Below are 15,017 nucleotides of genomic sequence, written 5' to 3' on the forward strand. Positions count from 1 at the left end.
CACGGCCCTGCGAGGATGGGCGCCATGGCAGCGACCCTCGTCGACCTCACCCATCAGGTGACCACCGCGATGCCGGTCTACCCCGGCGATCCGGCGGTCGCCCTGGAGCCCGCCCTCACCACCGCCACCGCCGGGGTGAACGTGCTGGCCCTGCACCTCGGCTCGCAGTCCGGTACCCATGTGGACGCGCCGTACCACGTGGACGTCACCTGGCCCACCCTGGACGGCCTGCCGCTGGAGCTGTTCACCGGCCCGGCGGTGGTCGCCGACCTGCGCGGCCTGCCGCCCCGGACACCGGTGACGCCCGAGCTGCTCGGCCCCGCGCTGGAGCGGGCCGCGGCCGCCGGAGAGGGTGTCGTGCTGCTGCTGGCCACCGGCTGGGCCCGGCACTGGGGCACCGACGCCTACCTCGCCCATCCGCACCTGACCGCGGCGGCCGCCGAGGCGATCGTCGCCGCCGGGGTACGGACGGTCGGCCTGGACGCGCTCAGCGTGGACCCCACCCCCGATCCGGGCCCCGGCGACCCGGCGGTGGCCGCCCTGCTCGCCGACCTCACCGACGAGCACGACCGGACGGCGGGCGCCGAGGAGCCGACCCTGGCCGCCCACCGGGTGCTGCTCGGGGCACCCGGCGGCGGTGTGATCGCCGAGAACCTGACCGATCTGCGGGCGCTGCTGGACGCCCAGGAGGCCGGCCGGCCGGTGGAGATCTCGCTGTTCCCGCTCCGGCTGGTGGCCGCCGACGGCGCGCCGGTGCGGGCGGTGGCCCGGCTCGGGTGAGCGGGCGCGGCCGGAACGGGCACCTTGGTCTAGACCATCCCCGTCGGGCGCCGCTACGCTTTCCGGCCATGGCAGAGATCATCGGAGTGATCGAGCGGCTCTGGCGCTACCCCGTGAAGTCCACCGGCGGCGAGCGGCTCGACTCCGTCGAGGTGGACGAGCGCGGCCTGGCCGGCGACCGTCTCTACGCCGTGCGCGACAGCGCCGGCAAACTCGGCTCCGGCAAGAACACCCGGCGCTTCCGCCGGATGGACGGCCTGCTCCGCCTCTCCTCCCGGCTCGGGCACCGGCTCGACGGCCCCGAGCTGTTCGACCCGCTCGGCCGGCCGGTCGCCGACACCACCGCCTTCCTCCGCGCCTACCTGCAACGCCCGGACGTCGAGCTCGCCCGCGAGGACGCCGTCTCCCACTTCGACCAGCTCCCGGTCAGCGTGCTCACCACCGCCACCCTGGACTGGGTACGGGAGGCCGTCCCGTACGCCGTGGTCGACGAACGGCGCTTCCGCCCCAACATCCTGTTGCGCACCCCGCCCGGCACCCCGCCGTTCGTCGAGGACGCCTGGTTCGGCCGCGAGGGCCGCGGCGGCTCGGGCGTCCGGCTCGGCTTCGTCCGCAGCAGCGAGCGCTGCGTCATGACCACCGCCGCCCAGCCCGGCCTCCCGCACGCCCCGGAGATCCTCAAGGCCATCGCCCAGGCCCACGACAACCGCCTCGACGCCCTCGCCGAGGTCGCCTCCCCCGGCCGCCTCAGCGTGGGCGACGCCCTGTCACTCGACTGACGGCGGCCCGCCGCAGGACGGTGGGGTCGTCGCCCCGCAGCGCGCTGCCGATCCGGTCGGCCCGCCAGTCGGCGGCCACCTCGGATCCGCCCATTCGCGCGTTCCCCTCACTCCGGGATCGGCCTGTGACCTGAATCACCCTCACCGGACCGATGAGTTCCCGCCCGGCCGCCGGTCCAACTGACAACAGTCGTACGAACCGATGGGACACCGATCGACATGACCGAAGCCGTGAAGGGCCCCGCCAGCTACTTCCCCTCGATCGAGAAGAAGTACGGCCGTCCGATCGCGGAGTGGAAGGACCTGATCCACTCCTCGCCCCTGACCAGGCACATGGAGCTGGTCTCCTGGCTCAAGGCCGTGCACGGCCTGGGCCACGGCCATGCCAACGCCCTGGTCGCGCACACCCTCGCCGAGGGGAGCGGCGGCCAGGGCGCGGTCACCCGCCCAGGCCGCGGATGACCAGGTCCACCAGGGCGAAGAAGAACAGCGAGATGCCGACGAAGCCGTTCGTCTGGAAGAACGCCCGGTTCAGCCGCGACAGGTCGTTCGGCTTCACGATGGTGTGCTCGTAGACGAACGCTCCCGCGACGACCACCAGGCCGAGCCAGAACGCCGGGCCCGCGTGGGTCAGCACCGCGAACCAGACGAGCAGCGCCGTCGTGATCACGTGGCAGACCCGCGCGCCCCGGATCGCCGCCGGGACGCCGAAGCGGGCCGGGACGGAACGGACGTTGCCGGCCCGGTCGGAGGCGACGTCCTGGCAGGCGTAGATCAGGTCGAAGCCGCCGATCCAGATGCCGACGGCGAGGCCGAGCACCACCGCGTCCCAGGACCAGCTGCCGGTCACCGCGAGCCAGGCGCCGACCGGCCCCATCGCCTGGGCGAGGCCGAGGATGGCCTGCGGGAAGTCGGTGAACCGCTTGCCGTAGGGGTAGACGACCATCGGGACGACCGCGACCGGGGCGAGCGCCAGGCAGAGCGGGTTGAGCAGGGCGGCCGCGCCGAGGAAGACGACCAGCGCGACCGCCGAGCCGACGTACGCGGTCTTCAGCGACACCGCGCCGGTGACCAGTTCGCGGCCGGCCGTGCGCGGGTTCCGGGCGTCTATCTCGCGGTCGATGATCCGGTTGGCGGCCATCGCGAAGGTCCGCAGGCCGACCATGCAGACGGTGACGACGAACAGCTCGCCCCAGTGCACCCGCCGGTCGGCGAGGAACATCGCGGTCAGCGCGGCGATGTAGGCGAAGGGCAGCGCGAAGACCGAGTGCTCGATCATCACCAGGCGCAGGAACGCCTTGACCTTGCCCGGCGGGACCTCGGGGAGGGCGGCAGCCGTGCTCACAGCCCGTACTCCTTCCAGCGGCGGTCGACCAGGGCGGCGGTGGCCGGGTCGGAGCTGACCATCTCCGGCCAGCCGCCGTCCCGGGTGTAGCCCTCCTCCGGCAGCTTGCGGGTCGCGTCGATGCCCGCCTTGCCGCCCCAGAACTGCTGGTAGGAGGCGTGGTCGAGGTGGTCGACCGGGCCTTCGACCACGGTGAGGTCCCGGCTGTAGTCGACGTTGCCGAAGGCCCGCCAGGCCACTTCCTGGTAGTCGTGCACATCACAGTCGGAGTCCACCACGATGATCAGCTTGGTCAGCGACATCATGTGGGCGCCCCAGATCGCGTGCATCGTCTTCTGGGCGTGCTTGGGGTACTTCTTGTCGATCGAGACGATCACGCAGTTGTGGAAGCCGCCTGCCTCGGGCAGGTCGTAGTCGACGATGTCCGGGATGATGATCTTCAGCAGCGGCAGGAAGAAGCGCTCGGTGAACTTGCCCAGCGGCCCGTCCTCGGTCGGCGGGCGGCCGACCACGATGGACTGCAGGATCGGCCGGCGGCGCATCGTCACACAGTCGATCGTCAGGGCCGGGAACGGCTCCTGCGGGGTGTAGAAGCCGGTGTGGTCGCCGAACGGGCCCTCGGGCAGCATCTCGCCGGGCTCCAGCCAGCCCTCCAGCACCACCTCGGCGTCGGCCGGGACCTGCAGCGGAACGGTCTTGCAGTCGACCATCTTCACCCGCTCGCCCGCGACGAAGCCCGCGAACAGGTACTCGTCGATGTCGCCCGGCAGCGGCGCGGTGGCCGCATAGGTGACGGCCGGCGGGCAGCCGAAGGCGATCGCGACCGGCAGCCGCTCACCGCGCCTGGCGGCCACCGCGTAGTGGTTGCGGCTGTCCTTGTGGATCTGCCAGTGCATGCCGATGGTGCGCCGGTCGTGCCGCTGGAGCCGGTAGAGGCCGAGGTTGCGGATGCCGGTGTCCGGGTCCTTGGTGTGGGTCAGGCCCAGGTTGAAGAAGGAGCCGCCGTCCAGCGGCCAGGTGAACAGCGCGGGCAGCTCGTCCAGGTTGACGTCGTCGCCGGTGAGCACGACCTCCTGGACCGCGGCCTCGCCCGGCTTGACCTTCCGCGGCGGCACATGGGCCATCGAGGCGAGCTTGCCGAAGGCGTCCCGGAACCCGGTGAAACCGTGCGGCAGCTCGGGCTTCAGCAGACCGGCGATCTTCTCGGAGATGTCCTCCGGGCCCTTGAGGCCGAGCGCCTTGGCGAGCCGGCGCTCGGTGCCGAAGACGTTCATCGCCAGCGGCATCGAGGAGCCCTTGACGTTTTCGAACAGCAGCGCGGGGCCCTTGGCCTTCTGCACCCGGTCGACGATCTCGCCGATCTCCAGGTGGGGGTCCACCTCGGCCTTGATGCGCTTGAGGTCGCCTTCGCGGTCGAGGGCCCGCAGAAACGAGCGGAGATCGTCGTATGCCATGCCAGCCAGTATCCGCCACCCGATAGCCTGGCCCGGTCAAGGGCCCCTGAGAAGTCCCGCCCAACCGCCGTCGCCGGGGGAGATCGCCGCCGTGCTGAGGATTCTGACCTTCGTGCTCCCGCTCGCCCTCTGGGTGTGGGCCTTCATCGACTGCCTGACCACCCCCGAGGACGAGGTGAAACACCTGCCCAAGGTGGTCTGGGTCATCATCGTGCTGCTCTTCCCGCTGGTCGGCTCCATCGCCTGGCTGGTGGCCGGAAAGCGGCGCGACGGACTACGGACGGCGACGGCCGGGTCCACCGCCGGCTACCCGGAGTACGACCGCCCGCGCGGCGGCCGCCCGCTCGCGCCGGACGACGACCCGGAGTTCCTGGCGTCGTTGAAGAAGGACAACAAGCAGCACGAGGACATGCTCAAGCAGTGGGAGGCGGATCTGCGCCGCCGCGAGGAGGAGCTGCGGGGCAGGGACGAGCCGGAAGACGGCCGCAAGAGCTGAGGCGACTCCCTCAAACAGCCCACCCGGGAACATGCGGGTGGGCTGCGGTGTTTTTGGCGCATCCCTACGACTGCCGGGCGGCAGATCGCTTCCCGCCACCATGCCCCGATCGGCTTTATCAGGCCTTGAGCAATCCTCCAAAACGGTCCGCTACCGTAGTGATTGACAGCCCTGACCTGCACGTTTCTTCATGCTCAGATCATCCGATGACCATCTTGGCGACAACCCCCGGTATTCGAACAGACACCGAGCGCACAGGACGGAGCGGCTCGGTTTCTGTCCAGCCCTGACATCTAAACGGACGCGACCTTGTACGGAATCGACGCCGAAACCAGCGTGCGGCCCCTCGTACAGTCATAAGTGAAGAAGTGATTCGCAGCCGGGGGCACAGCAGACGTTGGCTGTCGGACAGTTCCCTCACCCTTGGAGTGGTTCGAGATGACGGTTGTGCATGAGGCGCCGATCGGTGACGAGGTCCCCGAGATCCCGGCCGACGCCCACGGGCGGGTCGCCGAGCTGCACGAACTGCGCAACCAGGTCCGCCAGGGCCCGGGCGAGAAGGCCACCGCGGCCCAGCACGCCAAGGGCAAGCTGACCGCCCGCGAGCGCATCGACCTGCTGCTCGACGAGGGCTCCTTCCACGAGGTCGAGCAGCTGCGCCGGCACCGCGCCACCGGCTTCGGCCTGGAGGCCAAGAAGCCGCACACCGACGGCGTCATCGTCGGCTGGGGCACCGTGCACGGCCGGACGGTCTTCACCTACGCGCACGACTTCCGGATCTTCGGCGGAGCGCTGGGCGAGGCCCACGCGCAGAAGATCCACAAGATCATGGACATGGCCATCGCGGCCGGCGCACCCCTGGTCTCGCTGAACGACGGCGCCGGCGCCCGTATCCAGGAGGGCGTCACCGCCCTCGCCGGCTACGGCGGCATCTTCCAGCGCAACACCAAGGCCTCCGGCGTCATCCCGCAGATCTCCGTGATGCTCGGCCCCTGCGCCGGCGGCGCCGCCTACTCCCCGGCCCTGACCGACTTCGTCTTCATGGTCCGCGAGACCTCCCAGATGTTCATCACGGGCCCCGACGTCGTGCAGGCCGTCACCGGCGAGAAGATCACCCAGAACGGCCTCGGCGGCGCCGACGTCCACTCCTCCACCTCCGGCGTCTCGCACTTCGCCTACGACGACGAGCAGTCCTGCATCGAGGAGGTCCGTTACCTCCTCTCGCTGCTCCCCCAGAACAACCGCGAGATGCCCCCGCCGGTCGCCGGCGACGACCCCGTGGACCGCCGCAACGACGTCCTGCTCGACCTCGTGCCCGCCGACGGAAACCGCCCGTACGACATGCGCAAGGTCATCGAGGAGATCGTCGACCACGGCGAGTACCTGGAGGTCCACGAGCGCTGGGCCACCAACGTGCTGTGCGTCCTCACCCGGATCGACGGCCACGTCACCGGCATCATCGCCAACCAGCCGCAGTCGCTGGCCGGCGTGCTCGACATCAACGCCAGCGAGAAGGCCGCCCGCTTCGTGCAGATGTGCGACGCCTTCAACATCCCGCTGGTCACCATGCTCGACGTCCCCGGCTTCCTGCCCGGCGTCGACCAGGAGCACGACGGCATCATCCGCCACGGCGCCAAGCTGCTCTACGCCTACTGCAACGCCACCGTGCCGCGCATCCAGCTGATCCTGCGCAAGGCCTACGGCGGCGCCTACATCGTCATGGACTCCCGCTCCATCGGCGCGGACCTGTCCTACGCCTGGCCCACCAACGAGATCGCCGTCATGGGCGCCGAGGGCGCGGCCAACGTCATCTTCCGCCGTGACATCAACGGTGCCGAGGACCCGGACGCGACCCGCGCCCAGAAGATCAAGGAATACAAGAGCGAGCTGATGCACCCGTACTACGCGGCCGAACGCGGCCTCGTGGACGACGTCATCGACCCCGCCGAGACGCGTCAGGTCCTCGCCTCGGCACTGGCCATGCTCCGCACCAAGCACGCCGATCTGCCCAGCCGCAAGCACGGCAACCCGCCGATGTAGCACCGCGCACCTCGCTGACGCGACACCAGGCGCCACCCCACACCACACCACGCAGCCACCGGGGGAGAAACCAGATCATGACCGCTTCCGCCGAACCTCTCGTCCGTATCGTCCGCGGCTCGCTCGACGCCGAGGAACTCGCCGCCCTGACCGCCGTGCTGATGGCCCGTGCCGCCGCCCAGCAGGCCGCGGCCGCCGTCGCGCCGGTCGAGCCGATCGCCAGCTGGCAGCGCCTGGAGCGCCGCCCGGCGTACTACTCCCCGGTCAGCTGGCAGCAGGCCGCCTGAGCCGCGGACCCCGGACCCGTTCCGGCGGCCGGCCACCCCACCCGGGTGGCCGGCCGTCGGCGTTCCGGCCCGCGCCGGCCCGGCCTCCCGCCGCCGCGCACGCACGATCGGGCCCCGGGCGGCTCGGTAGAATACCTACTGGACGGTATGCGGCCCGCAGCGCCGTCGGCCCCCATAGGATCGGCCGCTGCCGAGGACCAGAACTATCCAGGGAGGCTGCGATGGCCAGGCAGGCCCGTGCGCTGGCGACCCGCCAGGCGGTACTCCTCGCGGCGGCCGAGGTGTTCGACGAACGCGGCTACGCCGCCGCCACCATGTCCGAGATCCTGGAGCGGGCCGGCGTCACCAAGGGCGCGCTGTACTTCCACTTCCGCTCCAAGGAGGAGCTGGCACTCGCCGTCATCGAGGGGCAGGGCGCCTGGCTCTCCACCTGGCGGCCGACCTCCGAGAGCCCCGTCCAGACGCTGATCGACCTCGGCTACGCCTTCGCCCACGCCCTGCTGGACGATCCCATGGTGCGCGGCAGCATCCGGCTGACCATCGAGCACGGCAGCTTCACCCAGCCGCAGGCCGACACCTACCAGGGCTGGTCGGACGTGACCCGTGGGCTGCTGGAACGCGCCCGGGAGGCGGGCGACCTGCACCCGGGCCTGGACGTGGCGGCCGCGGCCGGGGTGATCACGGGCGCGGTCACCGGAATCCAGCTCAGCTCGCAGGTGCTGACCGGCCGCCAGGACCTGGTCCGGCGGATGGCCGACCTGTGGACGCTGATCCTGCCGGGGCTGGTCCAGCCGCACGCGCTCGCCCGGCTGAGCGTCGCCGAGCGGGTGCCGGGGCGTTCCTGAGCCGCCCACGGGCAGGCCTTGAGCGGTTCCTGAACGGCCCGTCGGCGGTTCCGTACACCCCCCGCACCGGCCGGGCGGACCGGGTCAGGTGCGGTACGCGGCGCAGCGCTCCCCCGGCACCAGGGCCGGCAGGGCCGCGGCCCAGAGGCCGCGCACCGCCTCCGGTCCCAGCCGGTCCGCGTCCTCGGCGGAGAGCAGCACCAGGCCGGCCGCCAGGGTGGTGAGCAGCTCGGCGGCCTGCCGACGGTCCACTCCGGGGCGCAGCTCACCGGTCGCCTCGGCCCGGTCCAGCAGCCGCCGGACCACGGCGGTCAGGCTGCGCCAGGTGGCCGCGGTGCCGGCCGGCCCACCGCCCCGGCGGGCCTCCTGGCCGCCCCGGCCGAGCTGGACACCGGCCCGCACCACCACGTCCTCGCGCAGCAGGCGGGCCAGCTCGTGCGAGAAGTCGATCAGGCCCTGGAGGGCGGGGCCGCCGCAGCGCAGCGCCCGGAGCGCGGCGGAGCCGATCTCGCGCCCGGCCGCCGCGCGGACGCCGTCGGCGAGCGCCTGCTTGGAGACGAAGTGGAAGTAGAGCGCGCCCTTGCTGACGCCGGCCCGGCGGCTGATGTCGACCAGGCTGGCCGCCTCGAAGCCCGCGTCCGCGAAGGTGTCCGCCGCGGCGAGCAGGACGGCCTGCCTGGTCCGCCCCGCACGTTCCTGCTTGACCACTGGGCCCCTCCGGCCTCCGCCCGCGCGAGATCCCGGCTCGCGCGGCTGCTGTCAGGGCGCCGTCGTCGGTGGTGCGACGCCTCGCATGCGGACGGCACGGCCCGAAACCGCATGGTTGGTATCTAATCTACCGCCTCGGCGGCCCCCACCGTCCAGCGGGTGCCGACCCCCGCCCGAGGTCCGCCACCACCCGCCCGGACATTCCCGCAGACCAGCGGCCGGGTACCGTGATCACGCCGGGCGTCCGGCAGGGGCGACCCCGCACGCGGAGTACAAACCGGGTGGTCTGTATGTTTTCTCTGGGCCGCCCGCCGTGGCCGGTCGACCGACACCCGGAAGTGGGGCCAGTCATGCCATTGATCGAAGAACCGGGCGCCCATGGTCCGTATCCGCACTTCGGCCCCGGCTACGACTTCCACGAGCGGACCGTCTCCCGCCACCTGGTGCACCGGTCCTCGGTGTCCGAGGTGTTCATCACCGGCTGGCAGGCCACCGGCCCGTACGACTTCCTGCTCGGCGCCCAGTGGCCCCGGCTGCACGGCTTCTACCGGCTGCCCGGCGACCGGCACCACGACCCGGTACTGATGGCCGAGACCGTCCGCCAGGCCGGACTGCTGATCGGCCACGCCGGCTTCGGCGTCCCGCGCGGCCACCACTTCGCGATGGACGAACTCTGCTACGCGCTCGGCCCGGCCGGCCTCGACGGCCTCGCCGTCACTGCCGGGCCCGCCTCGCTGATGCTCCGGGTGGCCTGCCAGGACGTCCGGATGCGGCACGGCCGGCTGGCCTCGCTGCGGGTGCACGCCGAGATCGAGCGGGACGGCCGCCCGGTCGGCCACGGCTCCGGCCAGCTGCGGGTGATCTCCCCCGCCTCGTACACCCGGCTCCGCGGGTCCGGACGACGGACCGCCACGCCGGTGCGGCCTGGCACGCCCACCGCGCCCGGGCTGGTAGGCCGCGAGCAGGCCGCCGACGTGGTGCTCAGCCCGTCCCCGCTGCCCGGCAGCTGGCTGCTGCGCACCGACGCCGGCCACCCGGTGCTGTTCGACCACACGCTGGACCACGTGCCCGGCATGCTCGTGCTGGAGGCCGCCCGGCAGGCCGCCCAGCGGCTGCGGCACCCCGAGCCGGTGGTGCCGGTCGAGCTGGTCTCGTCGTTCAGTCGTTTCATCGAGCTGGACCGGCCCTGCCTGGTCCGGGCCGTCCGCGAGCGCGGGCAGGGCGGCCAGGACGGGCAGGGCGGGCGCCGGGTGCCGGTGCGGGTGCTGCTGGTGCAGGACGGCCGGACAGCGGCCGAGTGCCGGCTGCTCACCGAGCCGGCCGGCGCACCGGCCGGCGGGCCGGACCGGCGGGACGCCTTCGACGCCTTCGGGGACGCCCCCGCCGGGCCCGGCCGCGGCCCGGGCCTGCCGCTCGCCGGCTGACCCGGTGACCGCGGCCGGGGTCAGGCCGCGACCAGCGCGGACGGCCGCCCCGCGTGCATCACGCTGAGGTTGGCGGCCAGCCGGCTCGGGTCCTGGGCCAGCCAGAGCCGCAGCGCGGCGCCCAGCATGGCACTGGCCGACCCGATCCGCACCTCGGTCACCTGCGCGATCCGGGCCGCCCCCGGCACCAGCAGGTCGGCGAGCGGCGTCGGCAGCCAGACCGTCAGCGCGCAGGGCGCCGGAGCCGTGAGGGCCCCCAGCAGCCGGTAGGCGTCCGTGTGCGAGCTGAGCGTGGGAATGATGTCCAGCAGGCCGTCGGCCACGACCTCCGAGACATCGCTGCGGTGCCCCTGGGCAAGCCGGCGGAGCAGCATTCGCTCGGCGGCGGTGATTCGGACGGTCAGCATGACCTCGTCGCACTCCATTGCGCGATTTCCTCCTCGTTCCTCCCCGTGCCGGCACCGGTGGCCGGCACGAACTACCCCCGTCGCACCTCGGCCCGGCTTCCGTTCTTCGGAGCGCCGGGCCGGTGGGTGGTCTTTCCTGGTCAGATCCCGGCGTACGAGTGCTTTCCGGTGACGAAGATGTTCACCCCGTAGTAGTTGAACAGGTAGCAGGCGAAGGCCAGGACCGCCAGGTAGGCGGCCTTGCGCCCCTTCCACCCGGCGGTGGCCCGGGCGTGCAGGTAGCACGCGTAGGCGACCCAGGTGATGAACGACCAGGTCTCCTTCGGGTCCCACTCCCAGTACTTGCCCCAGGCCGCCTCGGCCCAGATCGCGCCCGCGATGATGGTGAAGGTCCAGAGCGGGAAGACCATCGCGTTGATCCGGTACGAGAACTTGTCCAGCGACGACGCGGCGGGCAGCCGGCGCCAGATGGACGCCGAGGTGCCGAGCGGGCCGGTGGTGAGACCGGCGGCCATGCGCTTGTCGAAGGAGTCCTTGCCCAGGTACAGCAGGGTGCCGATGAAGGCCGCGTACATGGCGCCGCCGCAGACGATCGCGGTCGAGACGTGGATCGCCAGCCAGTACGAGTGCAGGGCCGGAACGAGCTGCTCGGATTCGGTGTACAGCACCGAGACGGCGATACCGAGGGTGAGCACGACGGCCAGGGTGACCGGCAGGCCGAGCCAGCGGGCCTTCTTCCTGGCGGCCAGCAGCCCGAGGTAGGCGACCGTCATGGAGAGCGCGAAGGCGCAGGAGAACTCGTACATGTTGCCCCACGGCCAGCGGGACACCGAGAGGCCGCGGGTGAGCACGCCACCCGCGTGCAGCAGCGCGCCGAGGACCGTGAGCGAGACGGCGATGCGGCCGGAGAGGTCCGCCTTCTCGCTGTTGCCGGCGGCGCCCGGGCCGTCCTGCTCCTCCTCGCCGCGACCGCTGGTGACCACCGTCGCGCCCTCGCCCGCCAGGGCGGTACGGGTCAGCGTGGTGGTACCGCCGCCGGCCGAGGCGACCGTGACGGTGACCTTCTTGGCGGCCTTGGCCCTGGCCTCGGCCACGGTCTCGGCCAGGCCGCCCGCCTGCTCGACCGAGCGGACGGCGACGGCACCCTTGCTGCCGAAGGTCCACTCGAACATGTAGCAGAACATGGCGATCAGGTAGACGGCCATGGCCGAATAGATCAGCTTGTTGGAGAGGTCGGCCAGGCTTGGGTCGACCGCCGAGGCGAGGTGCACCGTCTACTCCTTGGAGTTCTGGTCGGCAGGGACAGCGGGGTCCGAGGGCGCGTCCGGGGCGGCTGCGGGCTCCCCCTCCGCCTCGGGGTCATCGGTCGCGGGGGCGTCGTCCGGCGCGTCGTCCGTGGGATCGTCGTCCGGGTCGTCCGACGCGGGCGCGTCGTCCTGGAGGTCCACCGCGAGTTCGGCCAGCTCCTCGGCGATCTTCGCCGACTCGCTGCGGGCCAGCCCGGCCAGCTCGACCAGGGTGCCGCCGCCGGGCAGGGCCACGGCCCGCACCCAGATCCGGCGGCGCTGCACGAACAGCGAGCCGATCAGGCCGAGGATCGCCAGCACACCGCCGGCCAGGGCGACCGAGTTGCCCGGACGGTGCGAGACGCTGAAGCTGGCCCACTCCTTGTAGCCGTCGAAGGTGACGGTGCCGTAGCCGTCCGGCAGGGTCCAGCCCTGACCGGGCTTGAGCCGGGCCTTGGCGGGCTCGCCCTCCTGCTGGAGCTGCTTCAGGTTCTTGGTGTTGAGCTGGTAGACGTTCTGCGGCAGACCGGAGTCGGTGCCGAGGTCGCCCGCGAAGGCGTTGAGCACCAGCGCCGGGTCCGCGTCGCCCGGGAAGAGCGAGCGCGGACCGGTGTTCTTGTCGAAGGCCACCGGGGCGGTCGGCAGGAAGAAGCCGGAGAAGCCCAGCTGGGTCTTCTCGCCGTCCTTCTCGCCGTAGTCGGAGACCTTGATGACACCGGTGGAGGTCAGGTTGGCGTCCTGCGGCAGGAACGGCGTGGCGCCGGTGTAGACCACCTCGCCGGCCGCGTTCTTCACGGTGATCACCGGGGCGTAGCCGTGGCCGATCAGATAGACCTTGCTGTCGCCGATCTCCAGCGGGTGGTTGACCTCGATCTTGCCCTGGGTCAGCTTCGACGCGTCGCTGCCCTCGTAGTACTCGACGTTCGCGGTGAACTGCCGGGCGCTGCCGATCTGGTCGCCGCTCGTCTGGAAGCGGGCGGTGAAGCCGTTCAGCTTGAGGTAGAACGGGTCGATGTCGTCGGTGGTGTAGAACGGGGAGCCGGTGAAGTCGTCCAGCTGGGTGATGGTGTTGGCGTAACCCTCGCCGGCGACCATCAGCTTGCCACCGGTGCCGCTGGCCAGGCTCGCCCAGGCGAAACCGCCCAGCAGCGCGAAGAGCGACAGGTGGAAGACCAGGTTGCCGACCTCGCGCAGGTACCCCTTCTCGGCGGCCACCGAGCCACCCGCCAGGCCGGCGCGGAAGCGGCGCTTGCGGAGCAGCCGGTGCGCGGCGGCGTTCACCGTCTCGGCGTCCGCCTCGGTGCGCCAGGCCGCGTAGACCGGCATCCGGGTCAGGACGCGGGGGGCGGCGGGCGGCTGGGCCCGCAGCACGCCGACGAACTGCCAGGTGCGCGGGACGATGCAGCCGGCCAGCGAGACGAACAGCAGGATGTAGATCGCCGAGAACCAGACCGAGCTGTAGACGTCGAACAGCTGGAGCTTCTCGTAGACCGGTGCGACCGTGGTGTGCTGAGCCTTCCAGGCCTCGACCTTGAACTGGTTCTGGCCGTTCTGCGGGATCAGCGAACCCGGGATGGCGGCCAGCGAGAGCAGGAAGAGCAGGATCAGCGCGACCCGCATCGAGGTCAGCTGGCGCCACATCCAGCGCAGCCAGCCGAGTACCCCGATTCCGGTCGGGCCGTCCGACTCGACCGGGGCGGTGGTCAGCCGCTCGGCGGCGTCCTCCGTACTGGGCGAGGACACCTGCTCGGTATCGGTCGCGGTCTTGCTCACGGGTCAGATTCCGATCTGGAAGTCGCCGAACTGGGTCTGCAGGTCGTTCACCATCGAGTCCCAGACGCCGGTGACGAGCAGCAGACCGACCGCGACGAGCATGCCGCCGCCGATCCGCATGACGAGCGGGTAGTGCCGCTTGACCCAGCCGAAGGCGCCCAGCGCCCGGCGGAAGGCCACCGCGGCCACGATGAACGGTACGCCGAGGCCCATGCAGTAGAAGAACATCAGCAGGGCGCCGCGCTGGGCGTCGGCCTGGTTGAGCGCCAGGTTCGTCACGGCCCCCAGGGTCGGCCCCATGCACGGCGTCCAGCCGACCCCGAAGACCACGCCGAGCAGCGGCGCGCCGAGCAGACCGATCACCGGACGGCGGTGCGAGCGCACCTCGCGCATGCTCAGGCCGGGCACCAGCCCCATGAAGGCCAGCCCCATGACGATCGTCACCACGCCGAGCACCCTGTTGATGACCTGCTGGTGCTCCTTCAGCGTGTCACCGAACTGGCCGAACAGCGCCCCGCCGGAGACGAAGACCGCGGTGAAGCCCAGGATGAACAGCAGGGCCCCGAGCAGCATCCGGCCGCGCCTGGTCCCGCGCGCGTCCGCGAGGTCGGCGGCGGAGAATCCGGTCACGTACGAGAGGTAGCCGGGGACGAGCGGCAGCACGCAGGGCGAGAAGAACGAGACCAGGCCCGCCAGCAGCGCGATCGGCGCGGCCACCAGCAGCGCTCCGCTCTGGATGGTCCCGATGTTGTCGGCGAGCTGCAGCGACGCGCTCACCGCTTCGGCTCCGCGACCACCGGCTGCAGCATCGACTCCAGGGCATCGTCGGTCTGGCCGCCGACGGCCCGGGCGGCGAGCCCGCCGTCGCGGTCGACCACGATGGTGGTCGGAATGGACTGCGAGTTGAGGCTGCCCTTGGGGAACTTGAGCAACTGGGCCCCGGCGGGGTCGTAGATGCTCGGGAAGGTGACGCCCTTCTCCTGTTCGAAGCGGATGGCGTTGGAGACATCGCTGTCCCGGGTGTTGATGCCGAGGAACTGGACGTCCTGGTCCTTGTACTTCTGCCAGACCCGTTCCAGGTCGTCCGCCTCGCTCCGGCACGGACCGCACCAGGAGCCCCAGACGTTGAGGACGACGACCTTGCCGCGGTAGTCGGAGAGCTTGGTCGGGGTGCCCTCCAGCGTGTTGCCGGAGATGTCCGGCGCGTCCTGGCGGTGGCCGAGCGCGGCCTTGGAGATGTTGGTCCCCTTGGCCGTCACGAAGCCGACCTGGCCGTCACCGCCGGCCGACGAACCCGACGAGGAACAGCCGGTGAGGACGAGCGCGGCGGCGGCCGCGGTGGCGGAGGCCGCGGCGGCGAGACGGGGACGGGGGCGCGTCATGCCAGACATGT

Annotated in this window: 16 protein-coding genes; 8 read left to right on the forward strand and 8 right to left on the reverse strand. The window is 71.7% G+C overall.

The annotated features are described in order from the left end of the window. Positions 1 to 24 precede the first annotated feature (24 nt). The 3 genes from AB0P06_RS08000 (at position 25) to AB0P06_RS08010 (ending at position 2,021) form a co-directional block, all read left to right on the forward strand. Positions 25 to 780, forward strand: a complete 756-nt coding sequence (locus AB0P06_RS08000; RefSeq protein WP_363605941.1) for a cyclase family protein — start codon at positions 25 to 27, stop codon at positions 778 to 780. A 68-nt stretch (positions 781 to 848) separates the two neighbouring features. Next, a complete protein-coding gene (locus tag AB0P06_RS08005) occupies positions 849 to 1,559 on the forward strand; it encodes an MOSC N-terminal beta barrel domain-containing protein (protein WP_363605942.1) in 711 nt (236 codons plus the stop codon). Positions 1,560 to 1,778: 219 nt separating this feature from the next. Continuing rightward, positions 1,779 to 2,021, forward strand: coding sequence for a DUF4287 domain-containing protein (locus tag AB0P06_RS08010; RefSeq protein ID WP_363605943.1), 243 nt, complete (start codon positions 1,779 to 1,781; stop codon positions 2,019 to 2,021). Here AB0P06_RS08010 and mqnP read toward each other — a convergent pair. After that, a complete protein-coding gene (gene mqnP, locus AB0P06_RS08015; protein ID WP_363605944.1) occupies positions 1,999 to 2,904 on the reverse strand; it encodes a menaquinone biosynthesis prenyltransferase MqnP in 906 nt (301 codons plus the stop codon). The two genes, AB0P06_RS08010 and mqnP, sit on opposite strands and share 23 nt — an antisense overlap. Next, the gene (locus AB0P06_RS08020) at positions 2,901 to 4,358 is read right to left on the reverse strand and encodes a menaquinone biosynthesis decarboxylase (protein WP_363605945.1); all 1,458 of its coding nucleotides are present in this window, start codon (positions 4,356 to 4,358) and stop codon (positions 2,901 to 2,903) included. The genes mqnP and AB0P06_RS08020 overlap by 4 nt, the downstream gene beginning before the upstream one ends. A 91-nt stretch (positions 4,359 to 4,449) precedes the next feature. On the opposite strand from AB0P06_RS08020, the gene AB0P06_RS08025 reads away from it, so the two are divergent. The 4 genes from AB0P06_RS08025 (at position 4,450) to AB0P06_RS08040 (ending at position 8,026) form a co-directional block, all read left to right on the forward strand. After that, the gene (locus AB0P06_RS08025; protein ID WP_363605947.1) at positions 4,450 to 4,854 is read left to right on the forward strand and encodes a PLD nuclease N-terminal domain-containing protein; all 405 of its coding nucleotides are present in this window, start codon (positions 4,450 to 4,452) and stop codon (positions 4,852 to 4,854) included. Positions 4,855 to 5,292: 438 nt separating this feature from the next. Beyond that, positions 5,293 to 6,894: an acyl-CoA carboxylase subunit beta gene (locus AB0P06_RS08030; RefSeq protein ID WP_363605948.1), complete on the forward strand. Its 1,602-nt coding sequence runs from the start codon at positions 5,293 to 5,295 to the stop codon at positions 6,892 to 6,894. Between the two features lie 77 nt (positions 6,895 to 6,971). Next, positions 6,972 to 7,181: an acyl-CoA carboxylase subunit epsilon gene (locus AB0P06_RS08035; RefSeq protein ID WP_363605950.1), complete on the forward strand. Its 210-nt coding sequence runs from the start codon at positions 6,972 to 6,974 to the stop codon at positions 7,179 to 7,181. 221 nt (positions 7,182 to 7,402) lie between these two features. Further along, on the forward strand, positions 7,403 to 8,026 hold the full coding sequence (locus tag AB0P06_RS08040; protein WP_363605951.1) for a ScbR family autoregulator-binding transcription factor: 624 nt from the start codon (positions 7,403 to 7,405) through the stop codon (positions 8,024 to 8,026). Positions 8,027 to 8,110: 84 nt separating this feature from the next. Here the strand turns inward: AB0P06_RS08040 and AB0P06_RS08045 are convergent, their stop codons facing one another. Then, positions 8,111 to 8,734, reverse strand: coding sequence for a ScbR family autoregulator-binding transcription factor (locus tag AB0P06_RS08045; protein WP_363605952.1), 624 nt, complete (start codon positions 8,732 to 8,734; stop codon positions 8,111 to 8,113). Between the two features lie 350 nt (positions 8,735 to 9,084). On the opposite strand from AB0P06_RS08045, the gene AB0P06_RS08050 reads away from it, so the two are divergent. Further along, a complete protein-coding gene (locus tag AB0P06_RS08050; protein WP_363605953.1) occupies positions 9,085 to 10,158 on the forward strand; it encodes a ScbA/BarX family gamma-butyrolactone biosynthesis protein in 1,074 nt (357 codons plus the stop codon). A 20-nt stretch (positions 10,159 to 10,178) separates the two neighbouring features. On the opposite strand, the gene AB0P06_RS08055 is transcribed toward AB0P06_RS08050, so the two are convergent. From AB0P06_RS08055 to AB0P06_RS08075, 5 genes are all read right to left on the reverse strand, one after another. Further along, positions 10,179 to 10,583 (reverse strand): hypothetical protein, encoded by a 405-nt coding sequence (locus tag AB0P06_RS08055; protein ID WP_363605955.1) that lies wholly within the window; start codon positions 10,581 to 10,583, stop codon positions 10,179 to 10,181. A 122-nt stretch (positions 10,584 to 10,705) separates the two neighbouring features. Next, positions 10,706 to 11,836 carry a c-type cytochrome biogenesis protein CcsB gene (gene ccsB, locus AB0P06_RS08060; RefSeq protein ID WP_363605956.1) on the reverse strand — a complete coding sequence of 377 codons (1,131 nt, stop codon included), beginning with the start codon at positions 11,834 to 11,836 and terminating at the stop codon, positions 10,706 to 10,708. Between the two features lie 3 nt (positions 11,837 to 11,839). Beyond that, positions 11,840 to 13,624: a cytochrome c biogenesis protein ResB gene (locus AB0P06_RS08065; RefSeq protein WP_363605958.1), complete on the reverse strand. Its 1,785-nt coding sequence runs from the start codon at positions 13,622 to 13,624 to the stop codon at positions 11,840 to 11,842. Between the two features lie 3 nt (positions 13,625 to 13,627). Continuing rightward, the gene (locus AB0P06_RS08070) at positions 13,628 to 14,401 is read right to left on the reverse strand and encodes a cytochrome c biogenesis protein CcdA (RefSeq protein WP_363605959.1); all 774 of its coding nucleotides are present in this window, start codon (positions 14,399 to 14,401) and stop codon (positions 13,628 to 13,630) included. Further along, positions 14,398 to 15,006, reverse strand: a complete 609-nt coding sequence (locus AB0P06_RS08075) for a TlpA disulfide reductase family protein (protein WP_363605960.1) — start codon at positions 15,004 to 15,006, stop codon at positions 14,398 to 14,400. The genes AB0P06_RS08070 and AB0P06_RS08075 overlap by 4 nt, the downstream gene beginning before the upstream one ends. Positions 15,007 to 15,017 lie beyond the last annotated feature (11 nt).

The sequence above is a fragment of the Kitasatospora sp. NPDC088351 genome, from assembly GCF_040685575.1.
Taxonomy (GTDB): Bacteria; Actinomycetota; Actinomycetes; order Streptomycetales; family Streptomycetaceae; genus Kitasatospora.

What these genes read in the sequence shown, in the direction of transcription:
- AB0P06_RS08075 (WP_363605960.1), bottom strand. Translation starts at nt 15,006, where the DNA reads ATGACGCGCCCCCGTCCCCGTCTCGCCGCCGCGGCCTCCGCCACCGCG.
- AB0P06_RS08020 (WP_363605945.1), bottom strand. Translation starts at nt 4,358, where the DNA reads ATGGCATACGACGATCTCCGCTCGTTTCTGCGGGCCCTCGACCGCGAA.
- AB0P06_RS08000 (WP_363605941.1), top strand. Translation starts at nt 25, where the DNA reads ATGGCAGCGACCCTCGTCGACCTCACCCATCAGGTGACCACCGCGATG.
- AB0P06_RS08010 (WP_363605943.1), top strand. Translation starts at nt 1,779, where the DNA reads ATGACCGAAGCCGTGAAGGGCCCCGCCAGCTACTTCCCCTCGATCGAG.
- AB0P06_RS08035 (WP_363605950.1), top strand. Translation starts at nt 6,972, where the DNA reads ATGACCGCTTCCGCCGAACCTCTCGTCCGTATCGTCCGCGGCTCGCTC.
- AB0P06_RS08030 (WP_363605948.1), top strand. Translation starts at nt 5,293, where the DNA reads ATGACGGTTGTGCATGAGGCGCCGATCGGTGACGAGGTCCCCGAGATC.
- AB0P06_RS08055 (WP_363605955.1), bottom strand. Translation starts at nt 10,583, where the DNA reads ATGGAGTGCGACGAGGTCATGCTGACCGTCCGAATCACCGCCGCCGAG.
- AB0P06_RS08005 (WP_363605942.1), top strand. Translation starts at nt 849, where the DNA reads ATGGCAGAGATCATCGGAGTGATCGAGCGGCTCTGGCGCTACCCCGTG.
- AB0P06_RS08040 (WP_363605951.1), top strand. Translation starts at nt 7,403, where the DNA reads ATGGCCAGGCAGGCCCGTGCGCTGGCGACCCGCCAGGCGGTACTCCTC.
- AB0P06_RS08050 (WP_363605953.1), top strand. Translation starts at nt 9,085, where the DNA reads ATGCCATTGATCGAAGAACCGGGCGCCCATGGTCCGTATCCGCACTTC.